The organism is Xanthomonas sp. DAR 35659 (assembly GCF_041242975.1).
Classification (GTDB): domain Bacteria; phylum Pseudomonadota; class Gammaproteobacteria; order Xanthomonadales; family Xanthomonadaceae; genus Xanthomonas_A; species Xanthomonas_A medicagonis.
In genome coordinates this window covers 2887796-2911664 of the sequence record NZ_CP162488.1, presented here as the reverse complement: position 1 = coordinate 2911664, position 23869 = coordinate 2887796, and the positions used below count along the sequence as shown (strand labels likewise).

The 23869-nt window shown below is 69.9% G+C and carries 23 protein-coding genes; 14 read left to right on the top strand and 9 right to left on the bottom strand.

Going from position 1 to position 23869, the window contains the following annotated elements:
- Positions 1-842: 842 nt before the first annotated feature.
- A complete protein-coding gene (thrC, locus tag AB3X07_RS12235) occupies positions 843-2144 on the top strand; it encodes a threonine synthase (protein WP_369938888.1) in 1302 nt (433 codons plus the stop codon).
- A gap of 98 nt (positions 2145-2242) precedes the next feature.
- Here the strand turns inward: thrC and AB3X07_RS12230 are convergent, their stop codons facing one another.
- Positions 2243-2557, bottom strand: coding sequence for a hypothetical protein (locus tag AB3X07_RS12230; protein ID WP_369938887.1), 315 nt, complete (start codon positions 2555-2557; stop codon positions 2243-2245).
- 335 nt (positions 2558-2892) lie between these two features.
- Positions 2893-3558 (bottom strand): Crp/Fnr family transcriptional regulator, encoded by a 666-nt coding sequence (locus tag AB3X07_RS12225; protein WP_369944740.1) that lies wholly within the window; start codon positions 3556-3558, stop codon positions 2893-2895.
- 199 nt (positions 3559-3757) lie between these two features.
- On the opposite strand from AB3X07_RS12225, the gene hisS reads away from it, so the two are divergent.
- Positions 3758-5164 carry a histidine--tRNA ligase gene (hisS, locus tag AB3X07_RS12220; RefSeq protein ID WP_369938886.1) on the top strand — a complete coding sequence of 469 codons (1407 nt, stop codon included), beginning with the start codon at positions 3758-3760 and terminating at the stop codon, positions 5162-5164.
- Positions 5165-5249: 85 nt separating this feature from the next.
- On the top strand, positions 5250-5630 hold the full coding sequence (locus AB3X07_RS12215) for a hypothetical protein (RefSeq protein ID WP_369938885.1): 381 nt from the start codon (positions 5250-5252) through the stop codon (positions 5628-5630).
- A 61-nt stretch (positions 5631-5691) separates the two neighbouring features.
- Here the strand turns inward: AB3X07_RS12215 and AB3X07_RS12210 are convergent, their stop codons facing one another.
- Positions 5692-6933, bottom strand: a complete 1242-nt coding sequence (locus AB3X07_RS12210; protein WP_369938884.1) for a hypothetical protein — start codon at positions 6931-6933, stop codon at positions 5692-5694.
- 196 nt (positions 6934-7129) lie between these two features.
- On the opposite strand from AB3X07_RS12210, the gene AB3X07_RS12205 reads away from it, so the two are divergent.
- From AB3X07_RS12205 to AB3X07_RS12160, 10 genes are all read left to right on the top strand, one after another.
- Positions 7130-7453: a YerC/YecD family TrpR-related protein gene (locus AB3X07_RS12205; protein ID WP_369938883.1), complete on the top strand. Its 324-nt coding sequence runs from the start codon at positions 7130-7132 to the stop codon at positions 7451-7453.
- Between the two features lie 9 nt (positions 7454-7462).
- Positions 7463-8377, top strand: coding sequence for an ATP phosphoribosyltransferase (hisG, locus tag AB3X07_RS12200; protein WP_369938882.1), 915 nt, complete (start codon positions 7463-7465; stop codon positions 8375-8377).
- Complete coding sequence (gene hisD / locus AB3X07_RS12195) at positions 8374-9669, top strand: histidinol dehydrogenase (RefSeq protein ID WP_369938881.1); 1296 nt, start codon at positions 8374-8376, stop codon at positions 9667-9669. Before hisG ends, hisD begins: the two co-directional genes overlap by 4 nt.
- Positions 9666-10775 (top strand): histidinol-phosphate transaminase, encoded by a 1110-nt coding sequence (gene hisC / locus AB3X07_RS12190; RefSeq protein WP_369938880.1) that lies wholly within the window; start codon positions 9666-9668, stop codon positions 10773-10775. The genes hisD and hisC overlap by 4 nt, the downstream gene beginning before the upstream one ends.
- Positions 10772-11899: a bifunctional histidinol-phosphatase/imidazoleglycerol-phosphate dehydratase HisB gene (gene hisB / locus AB3X07_RS12185; RefSeq protein ID WP_369938879.1), complete on the top strand. Its 1128-nt coding sequence runs from the start codon at positions 10772-10774 to the stop codon at positions 11897-11899. Before hisC ends, hisB begins: the two co-directional genes overlap by 4 nt.
- A gap of 28 nt (positions 11900-11927) precedes the next feature.
- Positions 11928-12530 carry an imidazole glycerol phosphate synthase subunit HisH gene (gene hisH, locus AB3X07_RS12180; protein WP_369938878.1) on the top strand — a complete coding sequence of 201 codons (603 nt, stop codon included), beginning with the start codon at positions 11928-11930 and terminating at the stop codon, positions 12528-12530.
- Positions 12527-13261: a 1-(5-phosphoribosyl)-5-[(5-phosphoribosylamino)methylideneamino]imidazole-4-carboxamide isomerase gene (gene hisA / locus AB3X07_RS12175; RefSeq protein ID WP_369938877.1), complete on the top strand. Its 735-nt coding sequence runs from the start codon at positions 12527-12529 to the stop codon at positions 13259-13261. Before hisH ends, hisA begins: the two co-directional genes overlap by 4 nt.
- On the top strand, positions 13255-14031 hold the full coding sequence (gene hisF / locus AB3X07_RS12170; protein ID WP_369938876.1) for an imidazole glycerol phosphate synthase subunit HisF: 777 nt from the start codon (positions 13255-13257) through the stop codon (positions 14029-14031). The genes hisA and hisF overlap by 7 nt, the downstream gene beginning before the upstream one ends.
- The gene (hisIE, locus tag AB3X07_RS12165; protein ID WP_369938875.1) at positions 14021-14644 is read left to right on the top strand and encodes a bifunctional phosphoribosyl-AMP cyclohydrolase/phosphoribosyl-ATP diphosphatase HisIE; all 624 of its coding nucleotides are present in this window, start codon (positions 14021-14023) and stop codon (positions 14642-14644) included. Before hisF ends, hisIE begins: the two co-directional genes overlap by 11 nt.
- 76 nt (positions 14645-14720) lie before the next feature.
- Positions 14721-16307, top strand: a complete 1587-nt coding sequence (locus AB3X07_RS12160) for a calcineurin-like phosphoesterase C-terminal domain-containing protein (RefSeq protein WP_369938874.1) — start codon at positions 14721-14723, stop codon at positions 16305-16307.
- 730 nt (positions 16308-17037) lie between these two features.
- On the opposite strand, the gene AB3X07_RS12155 is transcribed toward AB3X07_RS12160, so the two are convergent.
- Both AB3X07_RS12155 and AB3X07_RS12150 read right to left on the bottom strand, forming a co-directional pair.
- Complete coding sequence (locus AB3X07_RS12155; protein ID WP_369938873.1) at positions 17038-18174, bottom strand: C13 family peptidase; 1137 nt, start codon at positions 18172-18174, stop codon at positions 17038-17040.
- A gap of 212 nt (positions 18175-18386) precedes the next feature.
- Positions 18387-19112, bottom strand: coding sequence for an SDR family NAD(P)-dependent oxidoreductase (locus tag AB3X07_RS12150; protein WP_369938872.1), 726 nt, complete (start codon positions 19110-19112; stop codon positions 18387-18389).
- A gap of 97 nt (positions 19113-19209) precedes the next feature.
- Here AB3X07_RS12150 and AB3X07_RS12145 point away from each other — a divergent pair, with 97 nt between their 5' ends.
- Positions 19210-19602 (top strand): winged helix-turn-helix transcriptional regulator, encoded by a 393-nt coding sequence (locus AB3X07_RS12145; RefSeq protein WP_369938871.1) that lies wholly within the window; start codon positions 19210-19212, stop codon positions 19600-19602.
- Between the two features lie 554 nt (positions 19603-20156).
- On the opposite strand, the gene mtnC is transcribed toward AB3X07_RS12145, so the two are convergent.
- The 4 genes from mtnC to AB3X07_RS12125 form a co-directional block, all read right to left on the bottom strand.
- Complete coding sequence (gene mtnC, locus AB3X07_RS12140; RefSeq protein WP_369938870.1) at positions 20157-20855, bottom strand: acireductone synthase; 699 nt, start codon at positions 20853-20855, stop codon at positions 20157-20159.
- The gene (locus AB3X07_RS12135) at positions 20852-21424 is read right to left on the bottom strand and encodes a 1,2-dihydroxy-3-keto-5-methylthiopentene dioxygenase (RefSeq protein ID WP_369938869.1); all 573 of its coding nucleotides are present in this window, start codon (positions 21422-21424) and stop codon (positions 20852-20854) included. The genes mtnC and AB3X07_RS12135 overlap by 4 nt, the downstream gene beginning before the upstream one ends.
- Positions 21425-21533: 109 nt before the next feature.
- Positions 21534-22175, bottom strand: a complete 642-nt coding sequence (locus tag AB3X07_RS12130) for a methylthioribulose 1-phosphate dehydratase (RefSeq protein ID WP_369938868.1) — start codon at positions 22173-22175, stop codon at positions 21534-21536.
- Positions 22176-22432: 257 nt separating this feature from the next.
- Positions 22433-23866 carry an amino acid permease gene (locus AB3X07_RS12125; RefSeq protein WP_369938867.1) on the bottom strand — a complete coding sequence of 478 codons (1434 nt, stop codon included), beginning with the start codon at positions 23864-23866 and terminating at the stop codon, positions 22433-22435.
- Positions 23867-23869: the final 3 nt, after the last annotated feature.

Genomic DNA, 23869 nt, shown 5'->3' with positions numbered 1-23869 from the left:
GTTCCCTTCCGAGCGGCGGCCATCGCGGGGAAACACCCGAAGGGCGGCGCACATGGATGTGCGCCGTCCGCGGCAGGGGCAGGATGCCCCTTCCGCGGATCCCCGTGATGGACGCGGACCCGGAGCGCGCAGCGCGGAGGGCGCGAGGCAGGGTGTGCTTTCTTTTGGTTACTTTTCTTTGCACAAGCAAAGAAAAGTAACTCGCCGCAAGGCGAAAGCTTTGTTGTTGCTTGAGTTTTTGGTGTCGGATGAGGAAACCTGTAGGAGCGGCTTCAGCCGCGACCAAAGTGACGCAGAAATCTGTCGCGGCTGAAGCCGCTCCTACAAAAAGCGCCAAGGCACAGCAACAAGAGCAAGAGCAAGAGCTTCCGCTGACGCGGGTCACTTTTCTTTGCTTGTGCAAAGAAAAGTAACCAAAAGAAAGCACACCCGGGCGGCGCGCCCTCCGCGCTGCGCGCTCCGGGTCCGCAAGCAGGATGGGAATTTTCGGAAGGCACATCCATGTGCCTGCCGAAAACGACGCGCATCCTGCGCGTCGCCCCCTGCGCGTCGCCCCCTGCGCGTCGCCCCCTGCGGGGGTTGTACCCATCCTGCTTGCCGCGCCTCACGGGAGATGGAAAAGCAAAAACAAGCCGGAGCCAAAGCCCAGCAACAGCCAAAGCCACGCCCAAAGCCAAGCCCAAAGCCAAGCCCAAAGCCAAGCCCAAGGCCAAGGCCAAGGCCAGAAGCCAGAAGCCAGAAGCCAGAAGCCGAAAGCCGAAAGCCGAAAGCCGAAAGCCGAAAGCCGGTGCAACAGCCCGGGATGACAGTGCGATCGAACTCCCCTTGCCGATGGAACCACCATGAACTTCGTTTCCACCCGTAACGCCGCTCCCCCCGTCTCCCTCAGCCAGGCCATCGCCGCCGGCCTGGCGCCCGATGGCGGCCTGTACGTGCCCGAACGCATGCCCCCGGCGCGCGAACTGCAGCCCGGCGCCAGCCTCGCCGAGACCGCCGCCACCCTGCTGGCGCCGTTCTTCGCCGACGACGCACTCGCCGCGGACCTGCCCGCGATCTGCGCCGACGCCTTCGACTTCGATGCCCCCCTGCAGCCGCTGGCCACGCCCGCCGACCACGCACTGGAGTTGTTCCACGGCCCCACCGCCGCGTTCAAGGACTTCGGCGCACGCTTCCTCGCCGCCTGCCTGACGCGCGTGCGCCGCGACGCCGCGACGCCGCTGACCATCCTCGTCGCCACCTCCGGCGATACCGGCGCCGCCGTGGCCGCCGCCTTCCATCGCCAACCCGGCCTGCGCGTGGTGGTGCTGTATCCGGACGGGCGCGTGTCGCCGCGCCAGGCGCATCAACTGGGCTGCTTCGGCGACAACATCCAGGCGCTGCGCGTGGCCGGGTCCTTCGACGACTGCCAGGCGCTGGTCAAGCAGGCCTTGAACGATGCCGACCTGCAGGCGCAGGCGCCGCTGAGTTCGGCCAACAGCATCAGCCTGGGCCGGCTGCTGCCGCAGATGAGCTACTACGCCCATGCCGCCCTGGAGCACTACGCCGCGCACGCGCAGGCGCTGAACCTGGTGGTGCCGACCGGCAACCTCGGCAATGCGCTGGCGGCGATCCTGGCGCGCGGGCAGGGCGTGCCGCTGGGCCGGATCGTGCTGGCGACCAACGCCAACCACGTGCTGCCGGACTACTTCGCCGGCGCCGACTATGCGCCGCAGCCCAGCGTGGCCACCGTCGCCAACGCGATGGACGTCGGCGCGCCGAGCAATTTCGAGCGGCTGCGCTGGCTGTACCGCGGCGACGATGCCGCGCTGCGGACGCAGTTCCAGTCCTACTCGGTGGACGATGCGCAGATCCGCCAGTTGATCGGCGAGCGCTTCCGCCGCTACGGCGAGGTGCATTGCCCGCACACCGCCACCGCGCTGCACGTGCTGCAGCAGATCCGCGCCGAAGGCGTCGAGGCCGATGCCGGCGATTGGGCGGTGGCCGCGACCGCGCATCCGGCCAAGTTCGAGGCGGTGGTGGAGCCGTTGATCGGCGAGCCGGTCGCGGTGCCGCCGGCGTTGGCGGCGTTGCTGCAGCGCCCGGCGCGGGCCGAGCCGATCGCGCCGGACTACGCCGCAGTGCGCGCGCGCCTGCTGGCCGGTTGAGGCCGCGGCCTTCCGCCCTGCCTCCAACGGTCAGCGCCGCGCCGCTTGGCGAACGTGCCGCATGGACGCGGCGCCCGGCTCGGGCGAGGACGAGGCCTTTACTCGTCCGGCTGCAGCCGCGACCAGGCGGCCTGCACCACGCTGCGCGCCTGCAGCCAGTCCAGGCGCGAACGCGGATGGTCGCGCAGGAAGACGTCGCGCAGCTGCGGTACCACGTCCTCGAAGCGCTGGCCGTGGTACTTCAGGTAGGCGTCGTAGGCCAGCTTCAGCGCCGGCTCGTAATCGGTGAACGTATGCCCGGGCTGATGGAACGGGGCCTGGGCGAAATGCGTCTTCCAGAAATCCAGTTCCTTTTCGCGATCCAGCACCACGCAGGCGCGTGAGTCGTGCAGCACATCGATGGCGACGAGCATGATTGCCCTCCCAGTGGTTCCCCCCTCCGGCACCGCGGCGGCGCCGCAGGTGTATCGCGGCGCAAGTCTATGCCTGGGTGTGTGTCAGGGAATGGTCGGTGCCTGAAGCATTCATGGATGCGGCAGTGGGCAGCGTCTGCGCCGGTCTCCCGTGGCGGTCCGCTGCAGCCTTGCTCTCGGACCGCAACCAGCATCCCGGTTCGGAATCGGTCGCGGCTGGCCGGGTTGTCCACAGCGCATGTGGAGCGTTGCCCCGGAAACTTGTGGATAAGTCGGCGCAGGCGCGGTGGTGCCAGGCGTAGACAGGGGCTGGCGAAAAAATCGCCGGCGTCGGGTCAGCCTTCGTCGGTCGCCAGTCGGTGCAGCGCGGCGAAGTCGCGGATCTCGACCACATGCAACTGCGGCAGGGCGATCAGGCCCTGCTGGCGCAGCTTGGTGAAGGTGCGGCTGACCGTTTCCATGGTCAGGCCGAGATGGTCGGCGATATCGCCGCGGCCCATCATCAGCGTCACGGTATTGCCGGGATCGCCGCGGCTGGCGGTGCGCGCCGCCAGCTTCAGCAGGAAATCGGCGAGCTTCTCCATCGGCTGCAGGCGCGCCAGGGCCAGCGCCGCATCCTGCGCCGCGTCCAGTTCCAGGCAGGCGCGCTGCAGCAGCTTGCGCTCCAGCTGCGGATACTGGCTGCGCAGTTGCCGCATGTCCGCCACCGCCACCCGGCACACCCGGGTATCGGCGATCGCTTCGATGTCGTTGCGGTACTTCGCCGCTTCGCTCAGGCCCACGTAGTCGCCCGGCAGCACGAAGCCCACCACCTGGCGGCGGCCATCGGCCAGCGTGCGGACCAGGCGCAGCGCCCCGGAGGTGACCGTGTAGACCGCCTGCCGCGCCTCGCCGGTGCGCACTAGGGTGGCGCCGGCGGCGTAGGACAGCGAGGTGGTCACCCGCTCCAGCGCCTGGACCTCGTCGCAGGCCAGCGCCGAGCAGATCGCCAGGTGGCGCACCGCGCAGTGCATGCAGTCGCGCGCGTGCGGATCGCGGGCCGCGGCGGGTTCGGCATAGGGCAGGGCGAAGCGGGAGGCGGTCCGGTGCATGCGCTCGGCGGTCTGGCAGGTCACCCGGGATCATACGCCGATACGACCACGGCACCCAGTACGGCTAGAATTGGCGTCCGTTCGCCCCCAAGACGCAGGAGTTTTGCACGTGATCAAGCCCCGTACGCCGCCCGGCATCATGGAGTTGCTGCCGCGCGAGCAGATCGCGTTCCAGCGCATGCTGGACGTCATCCGCCGCAACTACGAGCGGTTCGGGTTCCTGCCGGTGGAAACGCCGGTGTTCGAATTGTCCGACGTGCTGCTGACCAAGTCCGGCGGGGAGACCGAGCGACAGGTGTACTTCGTGCAGTCCACCGGCGCGCTGGCCAACGCCGCGGCGGCCGATGCCGGTGGCGAGGGCGGGCTGCCGGAACTGGCGTTGCGCTTCGACCTGACCGTGCCGCTGGCGCGCTACGTGGCCGAGCACGAGCACGAGCTGAGCTTTCCGTTCCGCCGCTACCAGATGCAGCGCGTGTACCGCGGCGAACGCGCCCAGCGCGGGCGCTTCCGCGAGTTCTACCAGTGCGACATCGACGTCATCGGCAAGGACGCGCTGAGCATCCGCTACGACGCCGAGGTGCTAGCGGTGATCCACGCGGTGTTCGCCGAACTGGGCATCGGCGATTTCGCGGTGCAATTGAACAATCGCAAGCTGATGCGCGGCTTCTTCGAGAGCCTGGGCGTGGCCGAGGGCGAGCGCCAGCTGGCGGTGCTGCGCGAGGTCGACAAGCTGGACAAGCGCGGCGCCGACTACGTGCGCGAGACGCTGGTCGGCGAGGGCTTCGGCATTCCCGCCGAGCAGGTGCAGCGCATCCTCGACTTCGTCGCGGTGCGCTCCAGCGGTCATGACGATGCGCTGGCGCGGCTGCAGGCGCTGGAGACCGATGCGGCGTCCAGCGCGACCCTGCGCGAGGGCGTGGCCGAGCTGCGCGAGGTGCTGGCCCTGGTCAAGGCGCTGGGCGTGCCGGAGACCTCGTACTGCCTGAACTTCTCCATCGCGCGCGGCCTGGACTACTACACCGGAACCGTGTACGAGACCATGCTCATCGACTACCCGCAGATCGGTTCGATCTGCTCGGGCGGCCGCTACGAGGATCTGGCCAGCCACTACAGCAAGTCCAAGCTGCCGGGCGTGGGCATTTCCATCGGCCTGACCCGTCTGTTCTGGCAACTGCGCGAGGCGGGGCTGATCGAGGGTATCGCCTCCAGCAGCGTGCAGGCGATGGTCGCGCTGATGGACGAGGCCAAGCTGGACGACGCGCTGGACATCGCGCGGCGCCTGCGTGCCGGCGGGATCAACACCGAAGTGCAGATGGAGCCGAAGAAGGTCGGCAAGCAGTTCCAGTACGCGGCGCGCGCCGGCATCCGCTTCGTGGTGCTGGCCGGCGACGACGAACTGGCGCGCGGCGTGGTCGCGGTCAAGGACCTGGTGCGAGAGCAGCAGTTCGAGGTCGCCCGCGACGAACTGGCCAGCACCCTGCTGGTGGAACTGGAGCAGGCCAAGGTCATGGCCTGAGCGGAGCGGGCCGGGCGGCTTCGATGCGCGGCGTGCGCCAGCGACGCCGCCTGGAGCGCTGCCGGGTTTCCAATGGAGTGAGGCAATGAAGGATCCGCGGTTGCTCGAGATGCACGCGTTGCTCGCGAAACCCGAGTTCTTTGCGTTTCTGCGCGGCCTGGATCGCGATGAGGCGCTGGACGCGAGAGATGGAGCGTCGTTCGATAGCGCGTGGACGGAGGACTTCACTGCTGTCGAAGCGGAAAGGGGCAGGATGTCCCGGGAGGGCTTGGGTTTCCTGGATGGGCTGCGCGAGATGGCGTTCAAGAGCGCTTTTCGTGCGTCGAACGATGCCGAGATCGCTGCGCGGGTGGCCGACGATATCGATCTGGTCGCCAAGAGCTTCCTGCTGCATCGGGACGACAGCTGGAGTGTTCGGGTCCTTTGGTCGTGCTATCGAAATCGGGAATTCCCGCGGAATCCTTAGATCGCGGCGTGGGGTGTGACGTGGCCGCGGTTGCCGGCGACCGCTGGTCGTCGCCACTGCGTCAGGGCAGCAGTCCGGCGCCCCGCAGCAGCGCGGCCAACTGCTGCCGCTGGTCGCGGTCGTCGGCCGGCCAGCCCTTCAATTGCGCGAGCACCTTGCCGTCGCGGACCAGGTAGAAGGTCGGCATGTCCCACGCCGGCAGGATGCGCCATTCGTCGCGGTCGTAGATCGGGTGCAGCGGCGTTTGCGGGTGCGCCTGGTTCCAGGCACGCAGCGCCGCCATGTCTTCCGCGCCCGGCGGCAGCGCCAGCCAGCGTGCATGGCGCTGGAACGCGGGCCCGAGCACCGGGTCGGCCGCGATCGCGCGGGCCGCGTCCTCGGAGAAATGGCAACCGGCGGTGACCAGAATCTGCGCCGGGCGCAGATCGATGCGTTGCCGCCGCAAGGTGGTGCCGCTGGCGTCCGCGACCCACAGCGTCGGGCCAGGAGCGGGACCATCCAGGCGGTCCTCGAACCGTAGCCATCGTGGCCAGTCGCTGCTGCCGCCCGTCGCCAGCAACCGGCGCGCATCCTCGTAGCGATGCGCGAGCAGCAGCGCATCGGCCGCGCTGTCCAACTGCCGGGCATCGGCGCGGCCGCGATGGCGCAATGCGTTCAGTGCCTGCAGCTGCAGTTCCAGGCCTTCGGACGTGGGTGCCTGCGCATAGGCGCGTTCGATCGCGCGATACAGCAGCGCCAATGCGTCGTCGGGCAGGCGTCCGATGGCGGTGCGGTCGAACGCCTCGGGCAGGTCGCCGCGCAAGTGGTCCCAGGCATCGCCCGTCGCCCGCTCCTGCGTCAGTGTCCGGTTGTAGCGGTTGTAGCGGCGTTCCAGGTCGCCGATCTGCGCGTCGGCGCGCGCGGCGCGCGCCTGCTCCGCCCATGGCTGCAACGTGTCGGCGTAGCGTTCGGCGCCGAACAGCGCCAGCAACTGGCGTCCCTGCTCGTGGGTGAGTTGGGCCAGGTCCTGGGTGTCGAACCCCGCCAGCCCCCGGCTGCCGAACACCAGGCCATCCAGGAAGCGCTCCCGGGCGCCGGGGGGAAGGGCGTCCAGCGGCGTGGGCTGGCCCGCATGCGCGTGCAGGTAGGCGTCGAGCTGCGCTTTGGAGCGGATCTGGGGCGGGGACGCCGTCTCGGTCTCGGTCCCGGTTCCGGTCTCGGCGGTGCGCGGTGCCGGCGCGGCGCTGCTCGGCCACGGCAGCCACGCCGATGCGGCCGCCAGCACGCCTAGGGCCAGGAGTTCGTGATGGGCAGTCCGGCGCATCCCTTGCTCCGCGTGGTTGAACCCGGGCGACGCTAGCAGTCCAGGCGCGATTTTCCAATCGTCTGCTTCGCTATCGCCTGGTTCGCCGCGCGGACGCGGGCACGATCTCGCCAGTCGTCCATTGCCGGCCTCGTGGAACGTGGCTGCGTGCAGGTCCCTGTTGACCAATGTACTAGCGCGCTATTACATTAGCGCAATGAAACAACGTCCTGCCCCCGCCGCCGATCGCGAAGACGCATGGTTCAAGGCCTTGTCGCGTGCCCTGGCGCACCTGAGCAAGCCGCAGGAAGTCGCCGCGTTCCTGCAGGATCTGTGCACGCCCGCCGAGCTGGAGGCGATGTCCGATCGCTGGCGGGTGGTGCCGCTGCTGCTCAAGGGCGTGCCGTACCGCGAGATCCACGAGCTGACCCAGGTCAGCGTCACCACCATCGGCCGCGTCGCGCGGACCCTGGAATACGGCGCCGGCGGCTATGCCACGGCGTTGCGTCGGCAAGCGGCGCGTCCTTCCGACTCCCACTGAGATGTCCTGATGAGTGCTTCCCTGGCAGCGCCGGCGCGTGACCGGCTGCGTATCGCGATCCAGAAGAGCGGCCGCCTGGCCGAACCGGCGCGCGCGCTGCTGGCGGCCTGCGGGCTGAGCTGGCGCGAAAGCCGCGACAAGCTGTTCTGCTACGGCGAGTCGTTGCCGGTGGACCTGCTGTTGGTGCGCGACGACGACATTCCCGGCCTGATCGCCGATGGCGTGTGCGACTTCGGCATCGTCGGCCGCAACGAACTCGAGGAGCAGGCCGGCGAGCGCCGCCGCAACGGCATGCCCGAGGCCTACCGGGCGCTGCGCGGCCTCAACTTCGGCCAGTGCCGGCTGATGCTGGCGGTGCCCGACGGTTGGGAGTGGACCGGCCCGGAACAGTTGCAGGGCATGCGCATCGCCACCAGCTATCCGGCGGTGCTGGCCGACTGGCTGGAGGCGCGCGGCATCGACGCGCAGGTGGTGGAACTGTCCGGCTCGGTGGAGATCGCGCCGCGCCTGGGCACCGCCGACCTGATCTGCGACCTGGTGTCCAGCGGCGCGACCCTGGCCGCCAACCAGCTCAAGCCGGTGGAAACGCTGCTGGAGAGCGAGGCGGTACTGGCCGGGCCGGTGCGCGAGCCGGGCGACGCCCGCGCCGGACTGGCGGCGATGCTGCTGCGGCGGCTCGACGGCGTGCTCAAGCTGCGCGATAGCAAGCTGCTGATGTTCCGCGCCGCGCGCGACCACGTCGCCGAACTGACCCGCTTGCTGCCCGATGCCGACCCGCTGGTGCAACTGCCGGGCGACGGCGATGGCCCGCTGCACCTGCAGACGATGTGTCATGGCGCGATCACCTGGCAGCGCATGGAGGAACTGGAACGCGCCGGCGCGCAGGGCTTGATGGTGTTGACGGTGGAGCGCTCGCTGGCATGAACCGACTGGACTGGAATTCGCTCGATGCGCAGGCGCGCACGCAGGCCTTGACCCGGCCGGCGCAGACCGTGGCCGCGCAGACCCGCGCCGCGGTGACGCAGTTGCTGGACGACGTGCGCGGTCGCGGCGACGCGGCATTGCGCGAGATCACCGCGCGGTTCGACGGTGTGGTGCTGCAGAGTTTCGAAGTGGGTGCCGACGAGTTCGCCGCGGCCGAAGCGGCGGTGCCGGCCGTGTTGCGCGAGGCGATGGCGCAGGCCGCGGCGCGGATCGAGACGTTCCACCGTGCCGGCATGGCCCAACCCTATGCGGTGGAAACAGCGCCGGGCGTGGTCTGCGAGCGGGTGGTGCGGCCGATCGGCCGGGTCGGCCTGTACGTGCCGGCCGGCAGCGCGCCGCTGCCGTCCACCGCGCTGATGCTGTGCGTGCCGGCGGCGCTGGCCGGGTGCCGCGAGGTGGTGCTGTGCACGCCGCCGCGCGCCGACGGCTCGGCCGATCCGGCGGTGCTGGTCGCGGCGAAGCTGAGCGGCGTGGACCGCGTGTTCAAGCTCGGCGGCGCGCAGGCGATCGCGGCGATGGGCTTCGGCACCGAGTCGGTGCCGTCGTGCGACAAGCTGTTCGGGCCGGGCAACGCCTATGTGACCGAAGCCAAGCAGCAGGTGGCGCAAGCCGGCGCGGCGGCGATCGACATGCCCGCCGGCCCGTCCGAGGTGCTGGTGATCGCCGATGTCGGCGCCGATGCCGCCTTCGTCGCCGCCGACCTGCTGTCGCAGGCCGAGCACGGCCCGGACTCGCAGGTGCTGCTGCTGTCCGACAGCGCCGAGCTGATCGACGCGGTCGAGGACGAGATCGAACGCCAGTTGGCGACGTTGCCGCGCGCGGCGATCGCGCGCCAGGCCCTGGCTGCATCGCGGCTGATCCAGGTCGGCGCGCTCGAGGATGCCTTCGCGATCAGCAACCGTTATGCGCCCGAGCATCTGATCCTGGCCCTGCGCGACCCGCGCGCCTGGCTGGAACGTGTGGAGGCCGCCGGTTCGGTGTTCCTCGGCGACTACACCCCCGAGGCGCTGGGCGACTATTGCAGCGGCACCAATCACGTGTTGCCGACCAGCGGTGCGGCGCGCGCTTACAGCGGGGTCAGCGTCGCCAGCTTCCAGAATTTCGTCAGCGTGCAGGCGGCCAGCCGCGCCGGCATCGCCGGCATCGGCGCCTGCGCGGTGACCATGGCCCGCGCCGAGGGCCTGGACGCGCACGCCAACGCGGTGGCGCTGCGCATGGAGAAGGCGGCATGAGCGGGGCGAACGACACCCCGATGCCGGGCTCGATGCTGGCGCTGGTGCGTCCCGACCTGCGCGATTTCGCCGGCTATTCCTCGGCGCGCAGCAGCGCGCTGCACGGCGAGGTCTGGCTCAACGCCAACGAATCGGCCTGGGCCAATCCCGCCGACCGCGATGCCGGCAACCGCCGCTATCCGGATCCGCAACCGCCGGCGTTGCGCGCGGCGCTGGCATCGCTGTACGCCTGTGCGCCGGAGCAACTGCTGCTCGGCCGCGGCAGCGACGAGGCCATCGACCTGCTGCTGCGCGCGCTGTGCGAGCCGGGCCGCGACGCGATCGTGATCACCCCGCCGGTGTTCGGCATGTATGCGGTCTGCGCGCGGCTGCAGAATGCGCGCATCGTCGCGGTGCCGCTGCGCGAAGATGCTGCCGGCCTGGTCACCGATGTGGATGCGGTGGTGGAAGCGGCGCTGAGCCAGATGGCCAAGCTGGTGTTCCTGTGTTCGCCCGGCAATCCCAGCGGCGCGGCGATCCCGCTGGCGGACATCGAACGCGCCGCCGAGCGCCTGCATGGGCGCGCGCTGCTGGTGGTCGACGAAGCCTATGGCGAATTTTCCGACGTGCCCTCGGCGACCACGCTGCTGGCGCGCCACCCGAACCTGGCGTTGTTGCGCACCCTGTCCAAGGCGCATGCGCTGGCCGCGGCGCGAATCGGTTGCGTGATCGCCGATCCGGCGCTGATCGCGGTCTTGCGCCGCTGCCAGGCGCCGTACCCGATCCCGGCGCCATGCACGCAGTTGGCGCTGGCCGCGCTGCAGGCCGAGCCGTTGCGCCAGACCGCCGCGCGCGTGGCCGAGATCCGCCGCGAGCGCGAGCGCATGGCCGCGGCGCTGGCGGTGCTGCCGGGCGTGCGCCGCGTGTATCCCTCGCAGGGCAACTTCCTGCTGCTGCGCTTCGACGATGCCGAAGGCGCGTTCCGCGCCTTGCTCGCGGCCGGCGTGGTGGTACGCGACCAGCGCGCCGCGCCGAGCCTGGGCGACGCGCTGCGCATCACGATCGGCACCGCGGAGCAGAACCAGCGCGTGCTCGGCGCGCTGCAGGCGGGGAGGGCGGCGGCATGACCCCGATCCTGTTCGTGGACCGCGACGGCACCCTGATCGAAGAGCCGGCCGATTTCCAGATCGACGCCTACGAGAAGCTGCGCTTCGTGCGCGGCGTGATCCCGGCCATGCTCAAGCTGCGCGATGCCGGCTACCAGTTCGTCATCGTCACCAACCAGGACGGCCTGGGCAGCGCAGCCTATCCGCAAGCCGCGTTCGACGGCCCCAACGACCTGATGCTGCAGATCTTCGAAAGCCAGGGCATCGTGTTCCGCGAGGTGCTGATCGACCGCAGTTGGCCGGCCGACAATGCGCCCACGCGCAAACCCGGCACCGGCCTGATGCTGCCCTATCTGCAGGATCGCAGCATCGACTGGGCGCGCTCGGCGATGGTCGGCGATCGCCTCACCGACATCCAGTTCGCCGAGAACCTGCGCATCCGCGGCTTCCAGCTCAAGACCGAACAGTTCGGCGGCGACTGGGACTGGGCCGGCATCGCCCACGCACTGGCCGATGCGCCGCGCCGCGCCACCGTGCAGCGCGACACCAAGGAAACCCGGATCGCGGTCGAGGTCGACCTGGACCTGGTGCGCGATCCGCACTGCGCCACCGGCCTGCCGTTCTTCGACCACATGCTCGAGCAGATCGGCAAGCACGGCGGTTTCGCGCTGGACGTGCGCGCCGACGGCGACCTGCACATCGACGAGCACCACACCGTCGAGGACACCGGCCTGGCGCTGGGCCAGGCGCTGCGCCAGGCACTGGGCGACAAGCGCGGCATCGGCCGCTACGGCTTCGACCCGGCCGACGGCCCGTGGCCGGCTGGCGAGGCCGCTGGCCGTGCCGGCTTCACCTTGCCGATGGACGAGACCCTGGCCAGTGCCGCGCTGGATTTCAGCGGGCGCCCGTATTTCGTGTTCGAGGGTGAGTTCAAGCGCGAGCGCGTCGGCGACCTGCCGACAGAACTGGTGCCGCACTTCTTCCGCTCGCTGTGCGACGCGTCCGGATTGAACCTGCACCTGCGCGTGCACGGCGACAACGACCACCACAAGGTCGAGGCCTGCTTCAAGGCCCTGGCGCGGGCCTTGCGCCAGGCGCTGCGCCGCGAGGGCGCGGCCTTGCCGTCCACCAAGGGCGTGCTGTGATGCGCGCGGCGGCGGCGAGGAGCCTGCGATGACCGATGTGGCCCTGATCGATGCCGGCGGCGCCAACCTGGGGTCGGTGCGTTACGCACTCGAACGGTTGGGCGTGGAAGCGCGGCTGGTACGCGACGCGGCAGGCTTGCAGGGCGCGGACCGGGTGATCCTGCCCGGCGTCGGCGCCGCGCCGCACGCGATGGCGCGGCTGCGCGAGCAAGGCCTGATCGAGCCGTTGCGCGCGTTGCAGGTGCCGTTGATCGGCATCTGCCTGGGCATGCAGCTGCTGTTCGAACGTTCCGAGGAAGGCGAGGTCGATTGCCTGGGCCTGCTCACCGGCGTGGTCCGGCACATGCCGCCGGCGTTGGGCATCCGCATCCCGCACATGGGCTGGAACCGGCTGCTGCCGATGCGTCCCTCGCCGCTGCTGGACGGCGTGCCGGAGCGGGCCAGCGCCTACTTCGTGCACGGCTATGCCGCGCCGGTCACCGCCGACACCGTAGCGGCCTGCGATCACGGCGGGTTGTTCACCGCGGTGGTGCAGCGCGGCCGCCGCTGCGGCGCGCAGTTCCATCCCGAGCGCTCGGCGAGCACCGGCGCGCGCATCCTGCGCAACTTCCTCGAGACCGATTTCCCATGAGCTTCCTCGTCTATCCCGCGCTGGACATCCGCGACGGCCGCGTGGTGCGGCTGGCGCAGGGCGACTACGCCCGCGAAACCCACTATGGCGACGATCCGCTGCCGCGCGCGCAGGCCTTCGCCGAGGCCGGCGCGGCCTGGATGCACCTGGTGGACCTGGACGCGGCGCGCGCCGGCGGCTACACCCTGGCGCCGCTGCTGGGCCGGATCCGCGCGCAGACCGGACTGCAGGTGCAGACCGGCGGCGGCGTGCGCTCTCGCGCCGACGTGCAGCGCATCCTGGATGCCGGCGCCACGCGCGTGGTGATCGGCTCGCTGGCGGTGCGCGACCGCGAGTCGGTGCTGGAGTGGCTGGCCGACTTCGGCCCCGAACGCATCACCGTGGCGCTGGACACGCGCCAGGACGCGCAAGGCGTCTGGCGCCTGCCGGTGCTGGGCTGGACCGAGACCTCGTCGCTGACCCTGGAGGCGCTGGCGGTCGAGTACGCCGCGGCCGGACTGAAGCACCTGCTGTGCACCGACATCGCACGCGACGGCATGCTGTCCGGGCCGAACCTGGCGCTGTACGCCTACCTGCGCGAGATCGCGCCGGGCGTGGAGGTACAGGCCTCCGGCGGCATCCGCGACGCGGCCGACGTGCGCGCCGCGCGCGAGGCCGGTTGCGCCGGCGCGGTGCTCGGCAAGGCGCTGCTGGAAGGCCGGCTGCGCCTGGACGAGGCGCTGGCATGCTGAGCCGGCGCATCATCCCGTGCCTGGACGTGCGCGACGGCCGTGTGGTCAAGGGCGTCAAGTTCCGCGATCACGTCGACATGGGCGACATCGTCGACCTGGCGCTGCGCTACCGCGACCAGGGCGCCGACGAACTGGTGTTCTACGACATCGGCGCCAGCCCGCAAGGCCGCTCGGTGGACTACGCCTGGGTCGAGCGCGTGGCGCGGCTGATCGACATCCCGTTCTGCGTGGCCGGCGGCATCCGCGACGTGGCCACCGCGCGCGCGGTGCTGCATGCCGGCGCCGACAAGATCTCGATCAACTCGCCGGCGCTGGAGCGGCCGGCGCTGATCGCCGAGCTGGCCGAGGCGTTCGGGGTGCAGTGCGTGGTGGTCGGCATCGACTCGATCCGCGAGGACGACGGCCAGTGGCGCGTGCGCCGCTTCACCGGCGACCCGGACAAGACCCAGGCGCTGCGCGTGCGCACCGTGGACTGGGTGGTGGAGGCGCAGCAACTGGGCGCCGGCGAGATCGTGCTCAACTGCATGGACAACGACGGCGTGCGCCGCGGCTACGACATCGCCCAGCTGTACGCGGTGCGCGCCTTGTGCAAGGTGCCGCTGATCGCCTCCGGCGGCGCGGGCGAACCGCAGCACTTCGCCGATGTGTTCGAACAGGCCGACGTGGACGGCGCGCTGGCCGCCAGCGTGTTCCACAGCGGCGCGATTCCGATTCCCGAACTCAAGCGCTTCCTGCGCCAACGACAGATCGAGGTGCGCGATGGCGCATGAACACACGCACGGCGCCGAGGTCGCGGATGCGGCGCTGGATTGGGCCAAGGGTGATGGCCTGCTGCCGGTGGTGGTGCAGGACGCGGCCACGCTGCGCGTGCTGATGCTCGGCTATATGAATGCCGAAGCGCTGGCCGCGACCCGCGCCAGCGGCAAGGTCACCTTCTACAGCCGCAGCAAGCAGCGCCTGTGGACCAAGGGCGAAAGCTCGGGCAATACGCTGGAGCTGGTGGCGATCGAGACCGACTGCGACCGCGACACCTTGCTGGTCACCGCGCATCCGCGCGGGCCGACTTGCCACCTCGGCCGCGACAGTTGCTTCTCGCAGGCGCCGGGCCAGTTCCTGGGCGCGCTCGACCGCCTGGTCGAACAGCGCGAGCGCGAGCGGCCGTTGGGCAGCTACACCACGCAACTGTTCGAGAACGGCGTCCGCCGCATCGCGCAGAAGGTGGGCGAGGAGGGCGTGGAAACCGCCCTGGCCGGGGTGGCGCAGGACGATGCGGCACTGCTCGGCGAAGCCGCCGACCTGCTGTACCACCTGACCGTGCTGCTGCGCGCGCGCGGCCTGGGCCTGGCCGACGCGGTCGCGGTGCTGGAAGCGCGCCACGCATAGCCAATGCGGCGGCGGTCATCGCCCTGCCGCGGCGGATCGCTACAATCGCGGCTTCTTTGATCGCCGGAATTCCCGCATGTCGTTGCGTGCCGTAGTGCTCACCTGCCTGTCGATCGCCGCAGTGCCCGCGCTGGCGCAGACGGCGACGATCACCGGCAGCGTCTACCAGGAGCGCGACGGCCATGCCGGCCGCGGCAGCGGCGAGCGCGGCGTGGCCGGCGTGCAGGTCTCCGACGGTGTGCGGATCGTGCGCACCGATGCGCAGGGGCGCTATCGCCTGGAGGTGGAGCCGGGGCGCACGGTGTTCGTGATCAAGCCCGATGGCTATGCCTTCGCCAGCGCCGGCAACGGCTTGCCGGAGTACTGGCGGCATTACGCGCCGGCCGGGTCGCCCAAGCTGAAATACGCGGGCATCGCGCCGACGGCCGGCGCCACCGACCAATGGGATTTCGCGCTGCGCGCGCAGCCCAAGGCGGACAGCACCGACGTGCTGGTGTTCACCGACACCCAGACCGCCTCGGCGACCGACGTCGGCTATTACGCGCGCAACATCGTCGCGCCGTTGCTGGGCAAGACCCAGGCGCGCCTGGGCACCACCCTGGGCGATGTGGTCAGCGACGACCTCTCGCTGTATCCGGCCTTGAACGCCGAGACCGCCAAGCTCGGCGTGCCCTGGTTCCATGTGCCCGGCAACCACGACCTGAACATCGATGCGGCCGACGACGCGGACTCGCTGTCGAGCTGGCGCGCGGTCTACGGCCCGGACACCTACGCGGTGGAAGAGGGCGGCGCCAGCTTCGTGTTCCTCGACGACGTGGTCTACCAGCCCAAGCAGCAGCCGGACTACGTCGGCGGCCTGCGCGAGGACCAGTTCGCGTTCCTGCGGACCTACCTGGCGACCCTGCCGAAGGACCGGCTGCTGGTGCTGGGCATGCACATCCCGCTGTTCGATGCGGCGCCGGGCAAGGAGAGCTTCCGCCATGCCGACCGCGCGCGCCTGTTCGCGCTGCTGCAGGAATTCCCGCATGTGCTGGTGCTCAGCGGCCACAGCCACACCCAGCGCCACTACTATCACGATGCCGACGACGGCTGGCGTGGCGCGCAGCCCTTGCACGAATACAACGTGGGCGCGGCGTGCGGCGCGTTCTGGTCCGGGGTCAAGGACGCCGATGGCATTCCCGCGGCGACGATGGCCGATGGCACCCCGAATGGGTATGCGCGGCTGACTGTCAAGCGCGGCGGCGACTATGCGCTGGCCTATCACGCCGCGCGCGCCGACGAGGACGTGGCGATGACCGTGCACGCGCCCAAGGTGCTGCGCCGCGGCGCCTATCCGGCCTGGGCGGTGTACGCGAACGTGTTCATGGGCCAGGACGACAGCCGCGTGGAGTACCGCATCGACGACGGCGCCTGGAAGCCGATGCGCCGGGTGCAGCAGCCGGATCCGGACCTGCTCGCCGAGAATGCGCGCGACGACGCCGCCGAAACGCTGCGCGGCTATGACCGCTCGCCGGAAGCGATCCCGTCGCAGCACCTGTGGCGCGGCACCTTGCCGACCGATCTGGGCGTTGGTGCGCATCGCATCGACGTGCGCTTCGTCGACCGCTGGCGCGGCGAGCAACGCGCGACCACCGGTTATCGCCTGCAGGACGCCGCGCCCTGACCGGCAGCGATCGCCGGTCCTGGCGCTTGGTGCTCCGTCGCGAAGACGATGACGGAGACCGGGTGCGGTTTGGGCCGGCTATCGCTCTGTGCGCGGCACGGTGCAAAAACGAAAGTACGGCAGCTCTGCGCGGCCCGGAAATAAAAAAACCTCCACTGAGGAGGCCGTCGAAGTGCGTGGGTGATCCTGGCTGGCGAGCGAAGGCGAGCGGGCGAAAGGATCGGGAGCAGCTGGCTGGCGTTGAGGCTGGCGGGCTTGCGGCGCATGCAGTCTAGCGAGCCATGACGTCCCGCGATCAAACGCGAATCACTCGCATCTAGTGCGGTGCACGGCACGGTGCTGGTGATCGTGAATCCGGGGCCGCACGCCGATGTCCGCCACGTTCTCGAGCAACGCGGTGCACGGCCGGCCAAGGGCACGGCGCAGGGCACGCAACTCGCTGCGTTAGCGGGAGCGGCCGTGAAATGTCACGCGTCGCCGCAATGCTTGGCGCCATCGTTTGCGCCTGTCCGTCTGCGCCGCAAAGCGACCGCGACGCGAATCGGCTGCCGTGCGCCAGGGCAGCGCGTGGCAACTCAACGACAAGGCGCATCGCTGAAGCGATCGGATGCGGGCGCACAAGCCTTCCATCGCCGCTCGCGCCGCACTCGTGGATGGAAAGGGCACGGCGCGCGGGACGCCGGCGCCGTCCGCTTGGCACCGCGATCGCGCGCGAACAGCCACGGCGATGTCAGCGAGGTGATGTCGCCGAGGACGCTGGGACCAACGACTTCGCATGCGGCGATCCCGTCGTTTCGACACGGCCACGTGCCGTCGCTCGTGACGGCGCCGCCGCGTGTTGCGCAGCGGGCGTGTCCCTAGCCCCGCCGCCGCTCGCTTGCGGCGCCAGCGCCACGTCCGCTTCCGGCGTGGGTTCGGCGGCCGTGTCCGGCTCCGGATAGGGATATGCCGGCGCGGCGACCGGCTTCAGCTGCGCGCGCCAACGCTGCAGCAACGGCGCGATGCGCGCGCCGACGTACAACTGCGGGTACGACGGCGCTTCGCCTTCGGCACGTTCGCGTGCGCTGATCTCGGCACTGGCCAGGCGATAGCTCTCGACGACATCGGTGGTGCGCGCCAGCGCGTCGATCAGCCAGGCGCGGCCGAAATAGGTGGCGCTGGCGGTGTTGCCGCAGCCGAACGAGGGCCGGTCGCGGCGCGCGGCGGTGATGACCACGGTGTCGGCGGTCTTCAATGCCGGCACGAAGCCGCCGGAGTAGCAGGCCGAGATCACGATGATGCGGTTGCGGATGCCGGCTCGGTCGAGCAGGCGGCGCAACTCCTGCGGCGCGATGGTGTCGTACTCGGCGTCCTCGCCGGGTCCGAACTGCAGGTACAGCTCGTGCTGCTCGGTGCCGTGGCTGGTCAGAAACAGCAGCAGCGCGTCCTCGCGCCGGTCCATCAGCTTGCCGATGCGCTGCAGGGTCGCGTCCAGGTGCTCGTAGGACGCCTCCGGCGCGTAGGCATGGGCGCCGAGATTGTCCGCATGGTTGATCAAGGTGACGATGCGGCCTTCGGCGTCGAAGCGCTGCGCGAACAGGTCGCGCAGGTACAGCGTCTCGTTGCGGAACACGTCCTCGCTGGCGTCGCCGGCGAAGCCGACCACGTACAGATCGGTCACGCCGGGCCGTTGCGGCCGCAGCGCGTCCAGTTGCGCCTGCAGCAAGCGCGCCTGCACGGGATCGGGCGCGGCCGTCGCCGCCGGCGCGGTCGCCGCGAACGCTCCCATCGGCGGCACCGCCGCATGCGGGCCGACGACGCACAGCAGCAACCCGACACCCAGCAGGAGCCGGTACGGACGCAAGCACGAGCGGTGCGGGGTAGACATGGCGCAGATGATCGCGGCAAAGCGCATGGGCGGCAATCGCCCAAGCGCGATCGGAGGAGTGAACCGAGGATGTCGAACTGGCCGACACGCAAGGGAACGCACTCACCCTGGAAAACCAGTGGCGCGCCGACCCGCCACTGTCGCCAGCGCGAACCCGGGGACGCGTCTATCGCCTTCTTCGGGGCGAGGGCGCGTTCCGCAGGCGGCCTGGATCAGACCTGCGCCATGCCGCCGTCGACCGGCAGCGAGGCGCCGGTGATGAAGCTGCTCTGGTCGCTGGCGAGGAACAGCGCGGCCGAGGCCACTTCGTCGGCGCGCCCCATCCGGCCGAGCGGGATCAGCTGGGTCAGCGTCTCGCGCACCGTGTCGGACGTCGCCGCCATCATGGCGGTGTCGGTGGGTCCCGGCGCCACGACGTTGACGCGGATGTTGCGCGGCGCCAGCTCGTTGGCCCAGGTCCGCGCGAAAGAGCGTATGGCGGCCTTGGTGGCTCCGTAGACGCCATAGCCTTTGGTGCCGATCGCATCGGCGATCGAGCCCACCAGAACGATCGAGCCGCCATCGGGCATGAGCGCCGTCGCCGCCTTGGCGGCGAACAGCAGCGCGCGCACGTTGAGGTCGAAGGTCCGGTCGAAATGATCCTCGCTGACCGCGTCGAGGGTCGCGAACTCGGAGATGCCGGCGTTGAGGGCGAGCACGTCCACCCGCGCGACCTCGCCGCGCACCGCCTCGAAGAAGGTCGCGAGCGCGGTCGGATCGGACGCATCGACGCGGCGCGCACGCAGCCTGCCGACTCCATGCGCGAGGTCCGCTTCTTCTGCGCGACGGCTGGTGGCGTAAACGGTGGCGCCTTCGGCCGCGAACCGGTCCGCGATGGCGCCGCCGATGCCGCCATGGCCGCCGATCACGACGGCGATTTTCCCTGAAAGGCTGCTCATAGGTCCTCACTGCGTTGGTGTTGACGGATAAGGTATCAGTCGTATATCTAATAACAAGAACGCACCGAGTGGTGCTTAGATATAGGGGCGTATACCCATGGCCAACGACGTGCTCGAACTGCCGCTGGATGTCACCGCGACGCGGCCCATCCTCGAACACATCGCCAACAAGTGGACGGTGCTGATCCTGAGCGTCCTCTGCACCCGGCCGGCGCGGTTCAACGACCTCAAGCGCCGGCTCGACGGCATCACCCACAAGGCGTTGTCCGAGGCCTTGAAGCGGCTGGAGCGTAATGGCCTGATCAGCCGCAAGGTGCTGCCGACGCAGCCGATCGGCGTCGAATACACCATCACCGAGCTCGGCTGCTCGCTACGCGAGCCCTTCGCTGCCCTTTACACCTGGTCGCTCGCCAACGGCCCCGCGCTGGAAAGCGCGCAATGTGCGTATGACGAGGCGAGAAAGAGGGGAGGGGCGGAGGAGGCGCTTTAGCCATCGGAGTGCGAGCTGCCTGTGCGCACGGGATCGTCTTCGTGCTGCGCACGGGCACCGCGTGGCAGGATCCGTGTCAGGCAGCGGGCTCTGGCATCGGGCTTTGTGCGTGGCAGGCTGCGGCGCGGCAGCACCTGTGCCTGATGCCGCGGGTCCGGCGGCGAGATGGTGGGCGTCTGATTTCAGTCGCGCGATCAGCGAAGGGGCCAGCGTATCCGGACGCCACTTCGGGTCGCTTCCCCTCGCGCCGCGCGAGGCATCGTTGTTGTTTTTGTAGGAGCGGCTTTAGCCGCGACAGGCACTTTCCGAAGCTATCTGTCGCGGCTAAAGCCGCTCCTACAGATGGCCTTCCATGGTCATTTGGGATGCGCCTTCATCGCTGTCGCGACCACCAGCGGCAGCCTGGCCTTCGGCACCGCGCCGCTCGCCGAGGCCTCGTGCAATGAACGGCTCGGGCGCCAGCGCTGGCTTGCCGAGCGAACGTACGCCTTGCCCGCAACCGTCGCCACCGTCTCGTTGGTGCCTCTGGATGCGCCGCTCGCGCAGCGCTCGGCTCAGAGCGCGATCTGCTGGAAATTCTCCACGCGCTCGTGGCCGTGCGTGGCCGCGCCGGTGCGCGGCTGCGGGTAATCCTCGCGGCGGTCGAGCAGGCGGGTCTGCAGCCCGGCGTCGCGCGCGGCGTCCAACTCCTCGACCACGTCGGACAGGAACACGATCCGCTCGGCGGGCACGCCGAGTGCGGCGACGATGGCGCGGTAGCTGGCGACCTCGCGCTTGCCGCCGATCTCGGTGTCGAACCAGCCCGAAACCAGGTCGATCAGGTCGCCGGCCTCGCTGTAGCCGAAGAACTGCTTCTGCGCCGGTACCGAGCCGGACGAGTACACGTACAGCGTCAACCCGGCCGCGTGCCAGCCGCGCAGCACGTCCGCCACCTCCGGGTAGAAGTGCGCGCGGTAGGCGCCTTCGCGGTAGCCGGTTTCCCAGATCATGCCCTGCAGCGCCTTCAGCGCGGTGTGCTTGCGGTCCTGGTCGATCCAGCCCTGCAGCGTCTCCACGATCACCGCGTCGCTGCAGATGCCGCCGCATTCGGTCGCCACCGCGTCCAGCCAGCGCCGCACCTGCGGCTCCTGGCCGTGCGCGCGCACGAAATCGGGCAGGGCGCGGCGCGCGTACGGGAACAGCACGTCCTTGACGAAGGAGATGCTGCTGGTGGTGCCCTCGATGTCGGTGAGGATCGCCTGCACGGCGGTCATGGCTCGCCCGCCTCGCCGCGCAGCGCCGCTTCGTAGCGCGGGAAGCGCTGGGCGATGTCGGTGCCGGTGAAATGACCGACCCAGCCATCCGGCTCGGTGAAGAAGCGGATCGCCACGAAGCGCGGCTCCGGCCCCATGTCGAACCAGTGGTGGGTGCCGTCCGGCACCGCGATCAGATCGTTCTGCAAGCATTCGATTTCGTAGACCTTGCCGTCCACGTGCAGGGTGAACAGGCCGGAGCCGGCGACGAAGAAGCGCACCTCGTCTTCCTTGTGGAAATGCTCGTCGAGGAACTTCCTGCGCATCTCCTCGCGCTGCGGGTTGTCGGGGGCGATGCTGACCACGTCCACGGTCTTGAAGCCGTGGGCGGCGACCAGGCGGTCGATGTCGGCGCGGTAGGCGGCCATGACCGCTTCCGGCGAGGCGCCGGGTTCGATCGGCTGGTTGGCCTGCCAGCGCTCGAAGGTGACGCCGATCTTGCGCAGCTCGGCGGCGATCGCGTCGCCATCGCGGCTGTCGAACAGCGGCGCGTCGGGAGTGGTGTCGGCGAAGATGCGGAGTCGGCTCATGGCGGCGGCGAGGCGTCGTGGGGGGAGGAAGAGGGTAGCAGTTGGCGGCGGCGCCGCCGTTGCGGCGCTGGAACGCTGTCGCGCGGGCAGGGCGCCGCGCGCGGCCGGTTCAGCCCAGGGCGCGCAACTTGCGCAGTTCCAGTTCGCAATGCAGCAGGAACTCGATGGCTTCCAGGTGGCGGCGCGCCTCGGCCATGTCGCGACCCCAGGCGTACAGCCCATGGCCGTCGATCAGGTAGCCCCACAGCGGCGCACGGTCGAGCAGCGCGTCGACCTGCGCGGCCAGCACGGTCATGTCCTGGGTGTTGGCGAACACCGGCAGGTCCACCGCGGTCTCGTGGGTGTGGTTGCCGTGCAGTGCCTTGAGCAGTTCGTAGCCTTCCAGGCGGATATGGCCCTGCGGCGCGTACAGGCGCGAGGCGACGGTCTGCACCGGCGAATGCGTGTGCAGCACGCAGCCGATCTCCGGGAAGCGCCGGTACAGCTGGGTGTGCAGCAGGGTCTCGGCGGATGGGCGCAGCGGTCGGCCGACGGCCTGGCCGTCGAAGTCCACCACCATGATGTCGTCCTCGACCAGCCGGCCCTTGTCGCGGCCGGAGACGGTGATCGCGGCATGGCGATCGTCCAGGCGGTGCGAGAAGTTGCTGCTGGTGGCGGGCGTCCAGCCGGCCTGAGCGAGTTCGCGGATATTGTCGATCAGCAGGTGCGCCAGCGTGCGCAGGCGCTCGGAATCGTAGGGCAGTGCGTTCATGCGCGTAGTTTAGGGCTTGCTGGCGCGATTGGGATGACAGGCTGCGCCAATGGCACCTCCTCACGCCGTACCCTCACCCCAACCCCTCTCCCGGCGGGAGAGGGGCTGGCGCTTTATCCCTTCTCCCCCCGGGAGAAGGTGCCCCGAAGGGGCGGATGAGGGTGCGAGCGCAGCCTCGTGCAGCCGAAACACCGCGCGCGCTTCGCGCCCGTACCCTCACCCCAACCCCTCTCCCGGCGGGAGAGGGGCTTTATGGCTCAGCCCTGGCTGTGCCGCAGGCGGCTGTGGCGGTGCCCGTAGCCGAAGTAGATGACCAGGCCGATCACGGTCCAGCCGCCCATCAGCTTCCAATTGTGCGCGGTCATCGCCGACAGCAGCGTCACGCAACTGGCCACGCCGGCGATGCAGATCGGCCAGGCGAACGGAATGCGGAACGGCCGCGGCAGGTCCGGCTGGGTGCAGCGCAGGATCAGCACGCCGGCGCAGACCGCGGCGAAGGCGATCAGGGTCCCCATCGAGGTCAGTTCGCCGAGCACGTCCAGCGGGAACAGCGCCGCCAGCAGGGCGATGCCGATGCCGGTGATCACCGTGTTGACGTGCGGGGTGCGGTACTTGGGGTGGATCTTGGTGAACACCGGCGGCAGCAAGCCGTCGCGGGCGATGATCATGAAGATCCGCGGCTGGCCGATGATCATCACCAGCACCACCGAGGACAGGCCGATCAGGGCGCCGACCTCCACCACCACGCGCAGCCAGTTCAGCTGCGGATGCGCGGCGACCGCGGTCACCACCGGCTCGTTGGTGCCCAACTGGGTGAACGGCACCAGCCCGGTCATCACCGCGGCCATGGCGATGTACAGCACGGTGCAGATCAGCAGCGACAGGATCATGCCGATCGGCAGGTCGCGCTGCGGCCGGTGCGATTCCTGCGCCGCCACCGACACCGCCTCGAAGCCGATGTAGGCGAAGAACACCATCGCCGCGCCGCGCAGCACGCCCTCCATGCCGTACTTCCCTGGTCCCTCGTTGGCCGGGATGAACGGATGCCAGTTGGCCGGGTCCACGTACTTCCAGCCGACCGCGATCACCAGCAGGATCAGCCCGGTCTTGAGCACCACCATCGCCATGTTCATCGCCGAGGACTTGCGGATGCCGACGTAGCACAGCCAGGTCAGCAGCAGCACGATGCCGGCCGCGGGCAGGTTGGCGATGGCGCCGGTGCGCTGCAGCTTGCCGTCCAGCGGTGCGTTGACCAGCGCGGCGGGCAGGTGGATGCCGAAATGGTCGAGCAGGCTGAGGAAGTAGCCGGTCCAGCTCACCGCCACCGCCGAGGCCGATACGCCGTATTCGAGTACCAGCATCCAGCCGATGAACCAAGCCGCCAGCTCGCCGAAGGTGGCGTAAGTGTAGGTGTAGGCGCTGCCGGAGACCGGCACCATCGCCGCGAACTCGGCGTAGGCCAGCGCGCAGAACGCGCAGCACAGCGCGGCCAGCACGAACGACAGCATGATCGCCGGGCCGGCGTGGTCGGCCGCGGCCTGCCCGGTGATGACGAAGATGCCGCCGCCGATCACCGCGCCGATGCCCAGCGCGGTCAGGCCCCAGGGACCGAGCGCGCGCTGCAGGCCCAGGCCGCCGGCGTCCTCGTGGCTGGCGTGGGGGTGTTTGGTGGCCCAGAGTTGTTTGAGCATGGA